The 12,750-nt window shown below is 53.4% G+C and carries 13 protein-coding genes; 11 read left to right on the top strand and 2 right to left on the bottom strand.

Annotated elements, in window-relative coordinates:
- Positions 1-46: 46 nt before the first annotated feature.
- A complete protein-coding gene (locus AINA4_RS06580) occupies positions 47-208 on the top strand; it encodes a hypothetical protein (protein WP_172418207.1) in 162 nt (53 codons plus the stop codon).
- A gap of 32 nt (positions 209-240) precedes the next feature.
- The gene (locus AINA4_RS06575) at positions 241-711 is read left to right on the top strand and encodes a RidA family protein (RefSeq protein WP_281786648.1); all 471 of its coding nucleotides are present in this window, start codon (positions 241-243) and stop codon (positions 709-711) included.
- A 63-nt stretch (positions 712-774) separates the two neighbouring features.
- Here AINA4_RS06575 and acs read toward each other — a convergent pair whose 3' ends face one another.
- Positions 775-2,730 (bottom strand): acetate--CoA ligase, encoded by a 1,956-nt coding sequence (acs, locus tag AINA4_RS06570; RefSeq protein WP_281786647.1) that lies wholly within the window; start codon positions 2,728-2,730, stop codon positions 775-777.
- A gap of 359 nt (positions 2,731-3,089) precedes the next feature.
- Here acs and AINA4_RS06565 point away from each other — a divergent pair, with 359 nt between their 5' ends.
- The 9 genes from AINA4_RS06565 (at position 3,090) to AINA4_RS06525 (ending at position 11,983) form a co-directional block, all read left to right on the top strand.
- Positions 3,090-4,013 carry an ATPase, T2SS/T4P/T4SS family gene (locus AINA4_RS06565; RefSeq protein ID WP_281786646.1) on the top strand — a complete coding sequence of 308 codons (924 nt, stop codon included), beginning with the start codon at positions 3,090-3,092 and terminating at the stop codon, positions 4,011-4,013.
- Positions 3,928-4,836: a hypothetical protein gene (locus tag AINA4_RS06560; RefSeq protein WP_281786645.1), complete on the top strand. Its 909-nt coding sequence runs from the start codon at positions 3,928-3,930 to the stop codon at positions 4,834-4,836. The genes AINA4_RS06565 and AINA4_RS06560 overlap by 86 nt, the downstream gene beginning before the upstream one ends.
- An 81-nt stretch (positions 4,837-4,917) precedes the next feature.
- On the top strand, positions 4,918-5,106 hold the full coding sequence (locus AINA4_RS06555; RefSeq protein WP_114129418.1) for a DUF4244 domain-containing protein: 189 nt from the start codon (positions 4,918-4,920) through the stop codon (positions 5,104-5,106).
- Positions 5,084-5,422, top strand: a complete 339-nt coding sequence (locus AINA4_RS06550) for a TadE family protein (RefSeq protein WP_281786644.1) — start codon at positions 5,084-5,086, stop codon at positions 5,420-5,422. The genes AINA4_RS06555 and AINA4_RS06550 overlap by 23 nt, the downstream gene beginning before the upstream one ends.
- A complete protein-coding gene (locus tag AINA4_RS06545; RefSeq protein ID WP_281786643.1) occupies positions 5,412-5,753 on the top strand; it encodes an Rv3654c family TadE-like protein in 342 nt (113 codons plus the stop codon). The genes AINA4_RS06550 and AINA4_RS06545 overlap by 11 nt, the downstream gene beginning before the upstream one ends.
- Before the next feature lie 62 nt (positions 5,754-5,815).
- A complete protein-coding gene (gene topA / locus AINA4_RS06540; RefSeq protein WP_281786642.1) occupies positions 5,816-8,638 on the top strand; it encodes a type I DNA topoisomerase in 2,823 nt (940 codons plus the stop codon).
- Between the two features lie 4 nt (positions 8,639-8,642).
- Positions 8,643-9,263, top strand: coding sequence for a dTMP kinase (tmk, locus tag AINA4_RS06535; protein WP_281786641.1), 621 nt, complete (start codon positions 8,643-8,645; stop codon positions 9,261-9,263).
- A gap of 39 nt (positions 9,264-9,302) precedes the next feature.
- Positions 9,303-10,472 carry a DNA polymerase III subunit delta' gene (locus AINA4_RS06530; protein WP_281786640.1) on the top strand — a complete coding sequence of 390 codons (1,170 nt, stop codon included), beginning with the start codon at positions 9,303-9,305 and terminating at the stop codon, positions 10,470-10,472.
- On the top strand, positions 10,469-11,983 hold the full coding sequence (locus AINA4_RS06525; RefSeq protein ID WP_281786639.1) for an alpha/beta hydrolase: 1,515 nt from the start codon (positions 10,469-10,471) through the stop codon (positions 11,981-11,983). Before AINA4_RS06530 ends, AINA4_RS06525 begins: the two co-directional genes overlap by 4 nt.
- Here AINA4_RS06525 and AINA4_RS06520 read toward each other — a convergent pair.
- Positions 11,980-12,747 (bottom strand): hypothetical protein, encoded by a 768-nt coding sequence (locus tag AINA4_RS06520; RefSeq protein WP_281786638.1) that lies wholly within the window; start codon positions 12,745-12,747, stop codon positions 11,980-11,982. The two genes, AINA4_RS06525 and AINA4_RS06520, sit on opposite strands and share 4 nt — an antisense overlap.
- Positions 12,748-12,750: the final 3 nt, after the last annotated feature.

Here is a 12,750-nt window from a genome sequence, read left to right as displayed (position 1 = left end):
ACTCTAATTTATCCCGGATTTCTGAGAAACAACCGAACGGAGAGCCATGAGCGCCACAAAATGGGAGTACACGACCACCCCACTTCTGATTCACAACACCACTGCCATCCTCAACACCTGGGGAACTGAGGGTTGGGAACTGGTCCAAATCGTGACCGGACCCGAGGGTGGACTTGTTGCTTATCTCAAACGACCACTAGCTGAATAGACTCAACTCGAGCCACAAACAAAGGACACAACATGGCAAACATTGACGCTCGCCTTGCTGAGCTCGGCATTGATATCCCTGATCTCGTTCCTCCGGTTGCCGCCTACACCCCAGCGGTTATCTACGGCGACCTCGTGTTCACCTCAGGTCAGTTGCCTATGGTTTCTGGTGCACTTCCTGCCACGGGCAAGGTTGGTGAAGGTCATGGTCTCATTCCCGCCTCTGACGCAAAAGAATACGCACGAACCTGTGCACTCAACGCGCTTGCAGCGGTGAAGTCAGTTCTCGGGGATCTCAACCGCGTGACCCGCGTGGTCAAGGTAGTGGGCTTCGTCTCCAGTGATCCTTCCTTCACAGGGCAGCCCGGCGTCATCAACGGTGCCTCTGAGGTTCTCGGAGAGATTTTCGGTGACGCAGGGGTTCACGCTCGCTCGGCAGTTGGTGTGGCGGTTTTGCCACTGGATGCTCCGGTTGAAGTAGAGATCATCGTCTCGTTTAAGTAACTCTCGAATTACAACACTGAACCCCAGGCCAACGGCCTGGGGTTCAGTGTGTTCATGCTTCGTTTAGTGAACTTGAGCACTGATGATGCTGAGCACACCAGTGTCGGTCAGCGTGGTGGTGTCACCAATTTCGCGACCCTCAGCGACGTCTTGGAGGAGACGGCGCATGATCTTGCCAGAACGGGTCTTGGGAAGTTCTTCAACGATGTAGACCTTTGAGGGACGAGCGATCGCACCAATTTGATCCGCAACGTGCTTGCGCAAGATAGCGCTTGCTTCCTCGGGAGTCTGGTCGTTGACGTGGCTCTTCTTCAGGATGACGAAGGCAACCACGGCCTGACCGGTGGTCTCATCTGCGGCTCCAACTACTGCTGCTTCAGCAACTATCTGGTTACCAACCAGAGCAGATTCAATCTCAGCCGTGGAGAGACGGTGGCCTGAGACGTTCATCACGTCATCAACGCGGCCCAACAACCAAATGTCTCCATCAGAGTCAAATCGCGCGCCATCGCCTGCGAAGTATTTATCTCCAAACTTCTCCCAGTAAGTTTCTTGGAAACGTACTGGGTCTCCCCAAATGCCGCGAAGCATAGAAGGCCAAGGTTCAGAAATGACCAACAAGCCACCGGAGTTCTTTTCTTGGGGAACACCCTGCTCATCAAGAATGTCAATAACAACACCGGGGATGGGTACCTGTGCCGAACCTGGCTTGAGTGTGGTTACACCAGGGAGTGCTGCAATCATGATCGCGCCGGTCTCGGTTTGCCACCAGGTATCCACGATTGGAGCAGTTCCTCCACCAATGATGTCGTGGTACCAAATCCACGCTTCTGGGTTGATGGGTTCGCCCACAGATCCAAGTACGCGGATGGTTGAGAGATCAAACTTGGCAGGGATCTCGCGCCCGAGCTTCATGAAGGAACGGATTGCCGTGGGTGCGGTGTAAAGAATCGAGACTTTGTACTTCTCAATGATTTCCCACCAGCGACCGGGGTGAGGTGCGTCGGGAGTTCCTTCATAGACCACTTGGGTGGCACCGTTAGCGAGTGGACCATACACAACGTAGGAGTGTCCGGTAATCCAGCCCACATCTGCGGTGCACCAGTAGACGTCTTTTTCTTCGTGAAGATCGAAGATGTTTTTGTGGGTAAATGCCGCCTGAGTGAGGTAGCCACCTGTGGTGTGCAAGATACCCTTGGGCTTTCCTGTAGTACCGGATGTATACAGAATGAACAGAGGGTGCTCTGCGGGGAATCCCTGAGCTTCGTGCTCTGCGTCAACACCGGCCATAGCCTCGTGTAGCCAGATGTCGCGACCTTCAGTCCATTCAACATCGTTCTCGCCACGCTTGACCACGAGAACGTTGGTCACGGTGCTTCCGCCTCCGTGTGCCTCGAGTGCTGCATCTACAGTGGGCTTGAGAGGGAACACTTTGCCCTTGCGCCATCCGCCGTCGGCTGTCACGACAAGCTTTGCTTCGGCGTCATCGATGCGGCTGCGGAGGCTGTCAGAACTAAATCCACCAAACACGACGGTGTGAACGGCGCCAATACGTGCGGAAGCGAGCATGGCAATCACTGCTTCGGGGATCATGGGCATGTAAATCGCGATGCGGTCGCCAGCCTTGATGCCCAGCGAGAGGTACACATTTGCTACCCGCTTAACCTCTGCGGTTAATTCGCTGTATGTGTATACACGCTGATCGCCAGGCTCTCCCTCGGCATAGAGTGCAACACGGTCACCGTTGCCGGCGAGAACGTGTCGGTCGAGGCAGTTATAGGCCACATTGAGCTCACCGTCGTCGAACCATTTGGCCACAGGAGCATCGCTCCAGTCGAGCACGCGAGTGTAGGGCTTGTGCCAGTGAAGCAGTTCTTTGGCTTGCTTGTCCCAGAAACCAAGGCGATCTTTCTTCGCTGCCTCGTAAAGGTCCGCTTTTCCTACGGCCTGGGCAGTAAATTCTGCGCTGGGTGGAAAGCGACGTTCCTCGTTCATCAAGTTGTCAATGTTGTTGCTCATTTGAGCACCTCACTTCATTGGGTGGTGACAAAGTTCTATCAAAGTCTGATACGAGATTACCCCCAAAATCACACTTTGTATACAAAGTTACTTTTTGTACTAGGGGTACAGAATATTTTCAGAAAAATACCCTAAACTCATAGTGTTCAGAGCTTCGTATCTGACTGGTGGCGCCGCCGATTCCCCCAATCTGGCGTCACGAAGGCGACACCGTTCCCCCCAACTGGTGTCGCCTTCCTCTGTGTGTGAGGTCTTTCGGATACACATAACCTGTCCTCCACAGGGGCAAAAGGGGTACAAATACCCCCAATTTGGTCCAAAAATTCTTATTACATGAATTTTTTCTCTAATTTGAGGCCATGTTTGCTCTGCTGGATGCCCAGATTCGCAATCCCCTCGTTACTGACATCCTCATCTCGAGCAATTCCGGAATGTGGGTAGACCAAGGAACAGGTCTACTATCTGTTTCTCGCTGGGAGGCAACAGAGAAAGAAGTCCGAGCTTTAGCTGTTGAGCTGATTGACCGTGGTGGGCGTCACCTAGATATTGCCCACCCATGTGTGGATGTCCGACTAGAGGGGGGTATTCGTGTTCACGCTGTACTCGCCCCAGTGGCAGCCCATGGGACTTCGATCTCCATTCGTATACCTCGTCACCACGAGCTGACGTGGCAGAAACTGCTGGAACAGGACTATCTCAGCCCAATGCAGCATGACTATCTCCAGGCGGCAGTGTCATCACAGCAGACAATTCTGGTGACGGGCGCAGCAGGAGCAGGGAAGACCTCTTTATTGGGACTTCTGTTATCTGAGGTTGATACTCGACAACGAATTCTCGTGTTGGAAGATGTGGCCGAATTACACATACGTCACCCACACGTCATCACTTTGGAGGCTAGGCAAGCAAACAATGAAGGAGCGGGTGCTCTGACTCTCGAACAGCTCGTGCCGCAGGCTCTACGCATGCGGGCAGACCAGCTCGTCCTCGGTGAATGTCGCGGGAGTGAACTTGGCGCCGTGTTGAGTGCATTGAACACCGGTCACACAGGTGGTGGGATGACGTTACACGCCAACTCATTGAATGATGTACCTGCACGATTGCGAGCACTCGGATTCCTCTCTGGATTGAGTGAAACTTTGCTCACCACATTGGTTCACGGGGCTGTTGATCTAGTTGTTCATGTGGAGCGAGGTGAACATGGTCGACGTATTGCGCAAATGGGTACATTTGCTCGCAACTCTCGTTCGCTCGAGATTCAGCCGCTCCACTTCGGTAGTTTGTGACGATCTGGGCGAGGTCGCTGCACTCTCACAACTGTTAGCAATGTTGCTTGTAGCGGGACTGAGCCCCCAACAAGCACTCATTCATGCGCGGGTGGAACGAGATGACTTCTTCGAAAACAAACCGCCCACACCGCGGGCTTTCTTGGCAGAGGTGTGGCGACTGGGCCTTGAAATGGGGGCACCTCTGAAAAACATCCTTATGTCCCTCTCGCGCGCCCTAGCTCAAGCATCCCGAAATGCTCGCGAAGCTCGAAGTCAGCTAGCAGGGCCTCAAGCAGCGACCAGGCTGGTCATGACTTTGCCGGGAATTGCGATTGTGGGCGGGATGGCGGCTGGCTATAACCCTCTCGCTTTTTTATTGCTTCAACCTGTGGGCTGGTTTTTGCTTGTAGTGGCGGCCGGCTTGATGTGGCTGGCTCATACCTGGTCTGCAACGCTGGTTGCTGCAGCTGAATCCACCACGTGGGCAATTGGAATGCCGACCGAAGTGATGGCAATGGTCCTACGCTCTGGTGCCTCGTTGAGACAAGCGCGACATCGTGCTCAGGAAATAGCCGATAACTATCTCACTGACCACTTCGAGCTTGAACAGTCTGATGAGTTTATGGAGCTTTCTACGCGAACAGGGGTTGCTTTGAGCGACCTGCTGCATGCTCATGCAGAACTGTTGCGTGATCGTGCGCGCAACAATTCACACGAAGCTATAGAGCGTTTAGGTGTCAAACTCATGATTCCTCTCGGGGTGTGCGTTCTCCCCGCGTTTATCGCTGTGGGGGTGCTTCCGCTGGTGGCAAGTGTGATCTCCTCCACAACCTTGTACTAGGGGGATTTTCCACCGCTTATATAGAGGTGTCCTTCTTCAGCAACCCAGTGGGCTCTACTTGATGTCGAAAGGAGATCTCTCATGAAGAAACAATTGAAAAAAATCTGGGCGAACCTCACGCTGGAAGAAGGTGCAGCAACAGCCGAATATGCCATTGCCACCATGGCTGCAGTAGGGTTTGCGGGTTTACTCGTGGCCATCCTTCGCGGAGATGAAGTCAAAGCCATATTGACTGACATGGTTCGACGTGCACTTACGTTCGGAGGGTAGTGTCACCGCGGAGTTAGCCATGGTTCTCCCTGTCATCATCTTGATACTGGGAATCTGCTTGCAGGCAGTCTCAGCGCTGGGCACTCAACTCAGTAATGCTTCGTTAGCTCGGCAAGCTGCTCAAGAACTTGCTCGCGGTGTTGACGGGGCTCTCGTGACGCGAGCACTCCATGCCGCAAATAGCAATGTTCAATTTCACCAGAGTGTGGAAAGCGATGTGATTTGTGTCACGCTGCAACAAAACGTAGGGCCAGGACCACTGGAATGGATTGTTCCAGAGATACGTGTTCGAGAGTGTGTTCTTGATGCCCACTGATCATGGCTCGAGCACTTCGGCCACCCTCATTTTGGTCAGTGGAGTGATTTCGGTGACAAGTTTTTTATTTTTATGCGGAAGTGCCCTCGTTGTATATGAAAGAGGACAGGCAGTTACAGACCAGGCAGCATTGGAAGCAGCAGATGCTGCCGCCGGGCGCATCCCCGGATATCCCTGTGATCGCGCGGAAAGACTAGCCGAGAAACATCAACTCAGTTTTGGAACCTGCAGCGTCGATAACCTCATTGCACGAGTGACCATGAAGGTCACTGTGTTGGGTTTTTTGATCGACACTCGGGCAAAAGCAGGACCAAAAAATATGCTTCGATGATTGACGAACCCGATTTGCCGTGTATCTTGACCTTTTGGAACGCCATAATTTCGGAGGAATGTTTGTCCAGCACCAAAAAGCTCGTCATCGTAGAGTCACCAGCTAAAGCCAAGACCATTGGCAAGTACCTGGGCGACGACTACGAAGTGCTCGCATCCGTCGGCCACATCCGTGACCTACCCAAGCCCAGCGAGCTTCCTGCAGACATGAAAAAAGGCCCCTTCGGCAAGTTTGCTGTCAACGTAGAAGATGGCTTCCAGCCCTATTACGTAGTCAGTGAAAACAGTAAGAAGACAGTTGCTGAGCTGAAGAAGGCGCTCAAGAGCGCTGATGAGTTATATCTGGCAACAGATGAAGACCGTGAGGGTGAAGCCATCTCGTGGCATCTTCTTGAAGTACTTAAGCCCAAAGTTCCTGTGCACCGCATGGTGTTCCACGAAATCACCAAGGAAGCCATTCAGGCAGCTCAAGAAAACACCCGTGAGCTCGACACAGCGCTCGTAGATGCTCAAGAAACGCGTCGAATCCTGGACCGTCTCTACGGCTGGGAAATGTCCGATGTGATGCGCCGCCGAGTAGGACCCGGAACTTCAGCTGGTCGTGTACAAACGGTTGCGCTGCGTTTGGTTGTTGACCGTGAACGTGAACGCATGGCGTTCACTTCAGCCAATTACTGGGACCTTCTGGCAACACTGGGAACCTCGACCGAGACCAGCACGCAGTTTGAAGCCAAACTTGTGCGCATCGGTGGCAACACCATTGCCTCGGGTAAAGACTTTAACGACAACGGTGAACTCACCACTAAAGCCTCACTATTGAGTGAAGAAGCAGCCGTGGCACTTGCTGCCGCGTTGAGAGAGTCCACCACAGAAATCGTTGTCGCAGGCTTGGAAACTAAGCCCTACACCCGTCGTCCCTCAGCACCGTTCACCACTTCGACGCTGCAGCAGGAAGCCTCACGCAAACTTAAGTTCTCATCAAAGCAAACCATGAGCATTGCTCAAGGGCTTTACGAGAACGGGTACATCACGTACATGCGTACCGATTCTCCTTCACTCTCTGGGCAGGCTATTGCAGCTGCTCGCACCCAGGCAACCACCCTCTATGGTGCTGATCAGGTAGCGGATGCTCCTCGTCAGTACTCAGGAAAAAGCAAGAACGCTCAAGAAGCTCACGAAGCTATTCGTCCTGCTGGAGAAACCTTCAAAACCCCGGCAGAGCTTGAAAACGTGTTGCGCGGTAACGAGTGGAAGCTCTACGACCTGATCTGGAAGCGCACCGTTGCATCCCAAATGGCCGATGCCAAGGGGCAGACTGCAACAGTCACCGTGAAAGCAACACCCGCCTCCGGCGAGAGTGTTGAATTCACTGCCAGCGGAACCGTCATCACCTTCCGCGGATTCCTCAACGCGTATGAGGAAAGCACAGACGAAGAACGCAATGCTCAAGATGCTCAAGCAGAAGCCAAGCTTCCTGTCATGACCGAAGGGCAGAAGCTCATCCTCGCGGAGGTTGAAGCCAAAGGCCACGACACCACCCCGCCACCTCGCTACACCGAAGCAACCCTGGTCAAGAAGCTGGAAGAGCTGGGTATTGGGCGACCCTCGACCTATGCATCTATCTTGGGCCTGATCGTTGACCGTGGTTATGTCACTCCTAAGGGCTCCGCATTTGTTCCTGCCTGGGTCGCCTTCTCTATCGTTCGATTGATGCAAGAGCACTACACGGATCTTGTGGACTATGCCTTCACAGCAGAAATGGAAGAGGACCTCGACAAGATCGCCGGCGGCGAAGGCACCGGATCACAGTGGTTGAAGAAGTTCTACTTTGGTGAGCCTGGTCACCACGGTCTTCGTGAAATTCTCGACAACATCGGAGATATTGATCCTCGCGAACTCAACACGTTCCCTGTGGGGGACACTGGTGCCGCAATCCGTGTGGGTAAATATGGTCCCTATATCGAAGTAACCAACCCTGATGCCGCAGAGGATGAAAAGCCTCGCATCGTGAACATTCCACTGGACTTGGCACCCGATGAACTCACTCCTGAAAAGGTGCAAGAGCTCATTGATGCCCCCATCGTTACTGACCGAGTACTGGGAATCAACCCCGAAAATGGGAAAACTGTTGTTTCCAAGGACGGTCGATTCGGCCCCTATGTCACCGAGCTTGAACCTGAACCAGAGGTCGCCCTCGATGAGGCAGAAATTGATCCTTCCACCGGTGAGGTTGTTGAGGTTAAGAAAAAGAAGCGCGTTGCTAAGGCCGAGGTAGTCAAGCCTCGCACAGCGTCCCTGTTCAAGAGCATGGACCCTGCAACGGTTGATCTCGAGACTGCACTGAAGTTGCTGAACCTTCCTCGTGAGGTTGGAGTTGATCCTGAATCTGGTGAGGTCATCACCTCACAAAACGGTCGTTACGGTGCGTACCTCAAGAAGGGTACCGATACCCGTTCTCTCGAAAACGAAGACCAAATCTTTGCCATCGATTTAGCTGGAGCACTCGAACTGTTTGCTCAGCCAAAGTACGGTGCACGCAAGGCAGCAAGTGCCATTAAAGAATTTGATGCAGACCCTGAAAGTGGCAAACCCATCAAAATCAAGGACGGGCGTTTCGGCCCCTATGTCACTGATGGCACCACCAACGCCACCATTCCTCGTGGTGAGGTTCCCGAAGAAATTGACTTCGACCGAGCAGTCGAACTTCTGGCTATCAAGCGCGCCAAGGGGCCCGTTGTGCGCAAGAAGGCTGCTGCAAAGAAGCCTGCCGCCAAGAAAAAGGCAACAAAGAAGGTCGGCGACACCATCGTGGTGAAGAAGGCTGGAGCCAAGAAGGCCGCGACTACTTTGGGCAAATCAGGAATATCCTCTAAGGCCAGCGAGTAGCTTCATGGCCGGCTTGTTCATCACTTTCGAAGGTGGAGACGGTTCGGGCAAGTCCACTCAAGCTGGCCTGTTAGCTCAGTGGTTGACCGAGCAAGGTCGCACTGTTGTTCGCACCCGTGAGCCAGGCGGCTCCGACGTTGGTGTGGAGATTCGCAACCTCGTGCTGCATCACCGTGGACATATTGATCCTCGATCTGAAGCCTTGCTCTATGCAGCTGATCGTGCCCAACATATTGCAACAGTGGTGCGGCCAGCACTTGAGCGCGGTGACGTTGTGATCCAGGATCGCTACTTTGATTCCTCAGTTGCTTATCAAGGCGCTGGACGAGTCTTGGATGCCAAAGAGATTCGGGACCTCTCCTTGTGGGCAACAGAGAGTTTGCTCCCTGACGTCACTGTGCTTTTGGATCTGGACGAGAATGTTGCACGAACCCGCCTTGATGCTGCAGATAAGCCTTTTGATCGTTTGGAAAATGAGAAAGCAGAGTTTCACTCCCGAGTTCGAGCGGGCTTCCTTGCTTTAGCAAACGCTGAACCCAAGCGGTTCCTCGTTCTCGATGCGACGCAGCCTATTGATGAATTAGCGCAAGCTATTCGTTCTCGCGTCAGCCAGGAGCTCAGCTAGCGCACAGGTGCTGTCAGCTACTGCCGGTAGCCTTGAACTATGACAGTGTGGGATGACCTCGTTGGCCAGCAAGAGGCCATTGATGTTTTCCGTGCTGCATCCCTTGCTGAACTTGCCAATTCACCGTCACACGATTCTGCGATGACACACTCGTGGCTCGTGACGGGCCCTCCTGGTTCTGGGCGCTCTAATCTTGCCTATGCGTTTGCCGCGTCCTTGCTATGCCGTGAGGGCGGATGCGGAAACTGTTCTGATTGCACCCAAGTCGCGGCCCGCACCCACCCAGATCTTTCGTCCCTCTCGACCGAACGTGTGATCATCTCCATTGATGAGGTTCGAGCACTGGTGCAAAGCTCACAGTATTCCCCAGCGGTCTCTCGCTATCGCGTCATCGTGATCGAGGATGCTGATCGAATGGCAGAGCGCACCTCAAACGTCCTGCTCAAGGCCTTAGAAGAGCCTCCTGAGCGCACAGTGTGGATTTTGTGTGCACCCAGTGAAGCTGACCTGATTCCCACGATTCGTTCTCGGGTTCGCTCTGTTCGTCTACGAGTGCCCAGCGTCGAAGACGTGGCTGCACTTATTGCTTCACGTGATGGTGTTGATGCACACACTGCAGAGCGAGCTGCACGACATGCACAATCTCACATTGGGATGGCTCACCGCCTTGCCACCAATCCTGAAGCTGCTGCACGACGCGAAGAAACAGTCCGTCTGGCGTTGAACGTGATGACCGTTCGTGAAGCAGTGTTAGCTGCAGCGCGCATGATTGAGATCGCGACAGATGACGCTAAAGCAATCACGGAAGAACGTGATGCTCAAGAACTCGAACACTTGCGTAAATCGATGGGTATTACCGAAGGCGATGCTGTTCCCGCGAATCTGCGCAGTCAAGTCAAAGGTTTAGAAGAGCAGCAAAAGCGCCGCGCTACACGAAGCTTGCGTGATGGATTGGATCGGATCCTGGTTGACCTGCTCTCGGTCTACCGGGATGTGTTGCGGATTCAACTAGGTGTCAACGAAGATCTCATCAATGTTGAGTTTGAAACTGAACTCCGCGCAGCGGCCGCAGCACGGCCCTCCGAGGACACCCTGGCAACTATGGAAGCAATTGCCCAAGCACGAGAACGCATTGACTCAAACGTTGCACCCGCTCTTGCTATGGAGGCGTTACTGATTCGTGCTTCACGATCTGAAGTATCGGCATGAGAGCCTTACTGCGACTAACAGCACTTGTTGCCACGCTGGCATTGACGTTGAGCGCGTGCTCAGCGCCGGTGGTTCCTGAACCTTCGTTACCTCCAGAGAGTATTCCGACAGAGTTAGCCCCGTTCTACAACCAGGACATCACTTGGCAGGACTGCTACGAAGCGATGGAGTGTGCGGTCGCCAAGGCGCCTATTGACTGGAGTAACCCTCAAGGACAAACGCTTGAACTGGCCATGGTGCGGCATGTTGCCTCCAGCTCTGACCGCCTCGGTTCTCTGTTTGTGAACCCTGGGGGACCGGGCGCTTCCGGCGTTGATTTCATTGCAAATTCGTTGGACTATGCGGTGAGTAAAGACGTTCAAAAGAATTACGACGTCATTGGTTTTGATCCTCGAGGTGTCGGTCAATCAACCCCCGTGACGTGTGTTGATTCTGATGCTGAAATGGATGAATATCTTTACGGCTTCATCGATGCTCCACGTGAATCTCCTGAATGGTTTGCAGAGCGGTCGGCAGCAACACAAGCTTTTGCTCAGGATTGTGCGGAAAAATCTGGGGCATTGTTAGAGCATGTGGACACCACCAGTGCTGCACGTGATCTCGACATGCTGAGGTATCTCGTTGGTGATCGTCAGCTGAACTATCTGGGATATTCCTACGGAACCCTTCTTGGCGCGATCTATGCAGAAACTTTTCCAGCTAATGCGGGGCGCATGGTTCTCGACGGTGCACTCAACCCGGCATCTTCCAGTTTTGATGTCACTGTGACACAGGCTCAAGGTTTTGAGAAGGCTTTACGGGCGTATCTTGCCGATTGTTTATCGCAATCATCCTGCCCTTTCCGTGGCAGCGTCGATCAGGCAATGCAGAGTATCTCTGAACTGCTCTCACAGCTGGATAAAGACCCATTAGCAGCTTCTGATGGTCGGCTCTTAGGTGCTGATGCCATGGTCACTGCCATCATTGCTCCGCTGTATGACAAAGAAGCCTGGGGGTATCTCTCCGATATTTTCACCGCGGTCTTCGAAGGAGATGCAGACCCTGCATTTGCGGCTGCGGACTGGTACTACAACCGCTCTGAGGTGGGTGTTTATGGAGATAATTCCACGGAGGCATTCATCGCGATCAACTGTCTTGATTACCCCACAGAAACCGATCAAACACAGTGGGCACTGAACGCTGAAAAGTTGAAATCAGCTGCTCCAGTGATTGGCCCCTATTTGGCGTGGGGCGAGCAGTCGTGTGCTTCATGGCCAGCTCCTGCGGTGCTGAGCCCCGGAGAAATTTCTGCTTCAGGCTCCGGGGACATCCTTGTTATCGGGACAACTGGTGATCCAGCAACTCCCTATCGCTGGGCACAGGAGCTTGCAGCACAGCTCGACCATGGTCATCTCATCACTTATGTGGGCGAGGGGCACACGGCCTATAACAAGTCCAACTCATGTGTGAAGGATGCCGTGGATACTTTCCTGCTCAGGGGAACAGTTCCTGCAAAAGATTTACGCTGCTAATTACGCAGCCGGGCCACTCGTTCTTCAATGAGTGGGGATGTACCAAACGCCGCTTCGAGCGCGTGTACAACGACTTCAGGACCGTACAGCTTCACTGCTTCATCGTCGGCAATAAGCTCCGTTGCGATTCGAGTTGCCTGTGCCATTCGGGCACTTGCTGAGAAACCGGGTGCCACTGCGACCGCTAAGACCCCTGCTTCACGGATGGCCCCATGATGTTCGTTGATGTGTGTTTGTTCGTGAACGAGCGCAGCTCCTAATTCACTCGAAGATAGGGCCTGAATTAATCCCGTGCTCGCAACGATAGTGTGCGCTGAAGGGATAGCCATCAAAATATTTTCTGGTAAATCAAAGACGTGAACGCTATGACCGTCGATTGTGTGATGTTGTGAACTTGTGGAAATCATCTGCCACTGTGACAACAGTTCTGCTCGAGAAGTACGTAAATCACCCACCGCAGCAATGAGCCGGAAGGCCAAGATACCGAGAGCAGCTAACGCAATCCATCCAAAGACCTGATCCAGGATGGGGAAAATGATTCGGGCATAGTCAGGATCTTCGACGTGTTGTTCGAGGGCGCGACTAACTAACCCGCTGAGAGCGAGGATGAGGGAAATACCTGCAATTCCCAGCGAAGCGAGCCAGGTAAACAGTACAAACCGGGGATGCTTGTTCATTAGCTGGGGTGCAACGAGAACTCTCGGAGCAACGAGCGTGACAATGGCGTATACGCCAAAGAGAATCACGATTGCCTGAAGTGACATCTT

The sequence above is a fragment of the Aurantimicrobium sp. INA4 genome (assembly GCF_027924525.1).
Classification (GTDB): Bacteria; Actinomycetota; Actinomycetes; order Actinomycetales; family Microbacteriaceae; genus Aurantimicrobium.
This window is presented reverse-complemented; position numbering and strand designations above follow the sequence as displayed.

Bases quoted from the DNA above. Each gene is read 5' to 3' on its own strand.
- AINA4_RS06580 (WP_172418207.1), top strand. From the start codon at position 47: ATGAGCGCCACAAAATGGGAGTACACGACCACCCCACTTCTGATTCAC.
- AINA4_RS06575 (WP_281786648.1), top strand. From the start codon at position 241: ATGGCAAACATTGACGCTCGCCTTGCTGAGCTCGGCATTGATATCCCT.
- acs (WP_281786647.1), bottom strand. From the start codon at position 2,730: ATGAGCAACAACATTGACAACTTGATGAACGAGGAACGTCGCTTTCCA.
- AINA4_RS06565 (WP_281786646.1), top strand. From the start codon at position 3,090: ATGTTTGCTCTGCTGGATGCCCAGATTCGCAATCCCCTCGTTACTGAC.
- AINA4_RS06560 (WP_281786645.1), top strand. From the start codon at position 3,928: ATGGTCGACGTATTGCGCAAATGGGTACATTTGCTCGCAACTCTCGTT.
- AINA4_RS06555 (WP_114129418.1), top strand. From the start codon at position 4,918: ATGAAGAAACAATTGAAAAAAATCTGGGCGAACCTCACGCTGGAAGAA.
- AINA4_RS06545 (WP_281786643.1), top strand. From the start codon at position 5,412: ATGCCCACTGATCATGGCTCGAGCACTTCGGCCACCCTCATTTTGGTC.
- tmk (WP_281786641.1), top strand. From the start codon at position 8,643: ATGGCCGGCTTGTTCATCACTTTCGAAGGTGGAGACGGTTCGGGCAAG.
- AINA4_RS06530 (WP_281786640.1), top strand. From the start codon at position 9,303: ATGACAGTGTGGGATGACCTCGTTGGCCAGCAAGAGGCCATTGATGTT.
- AINA4_RS06525 (WP_281786639.1), top strand. From the start codon at position 10,469: ATGAGAGCCTTACTGCGACTAACAGCACTTGTTGCCACGCTGGCATTG.
- AINA4_RS06520 (WP_281786638.1), bottom strand. From the start codon at position 12,747: ATGTCACTTCAGGCAATCGTGATTCTCTTTGGCGTATACGCCATTGTC.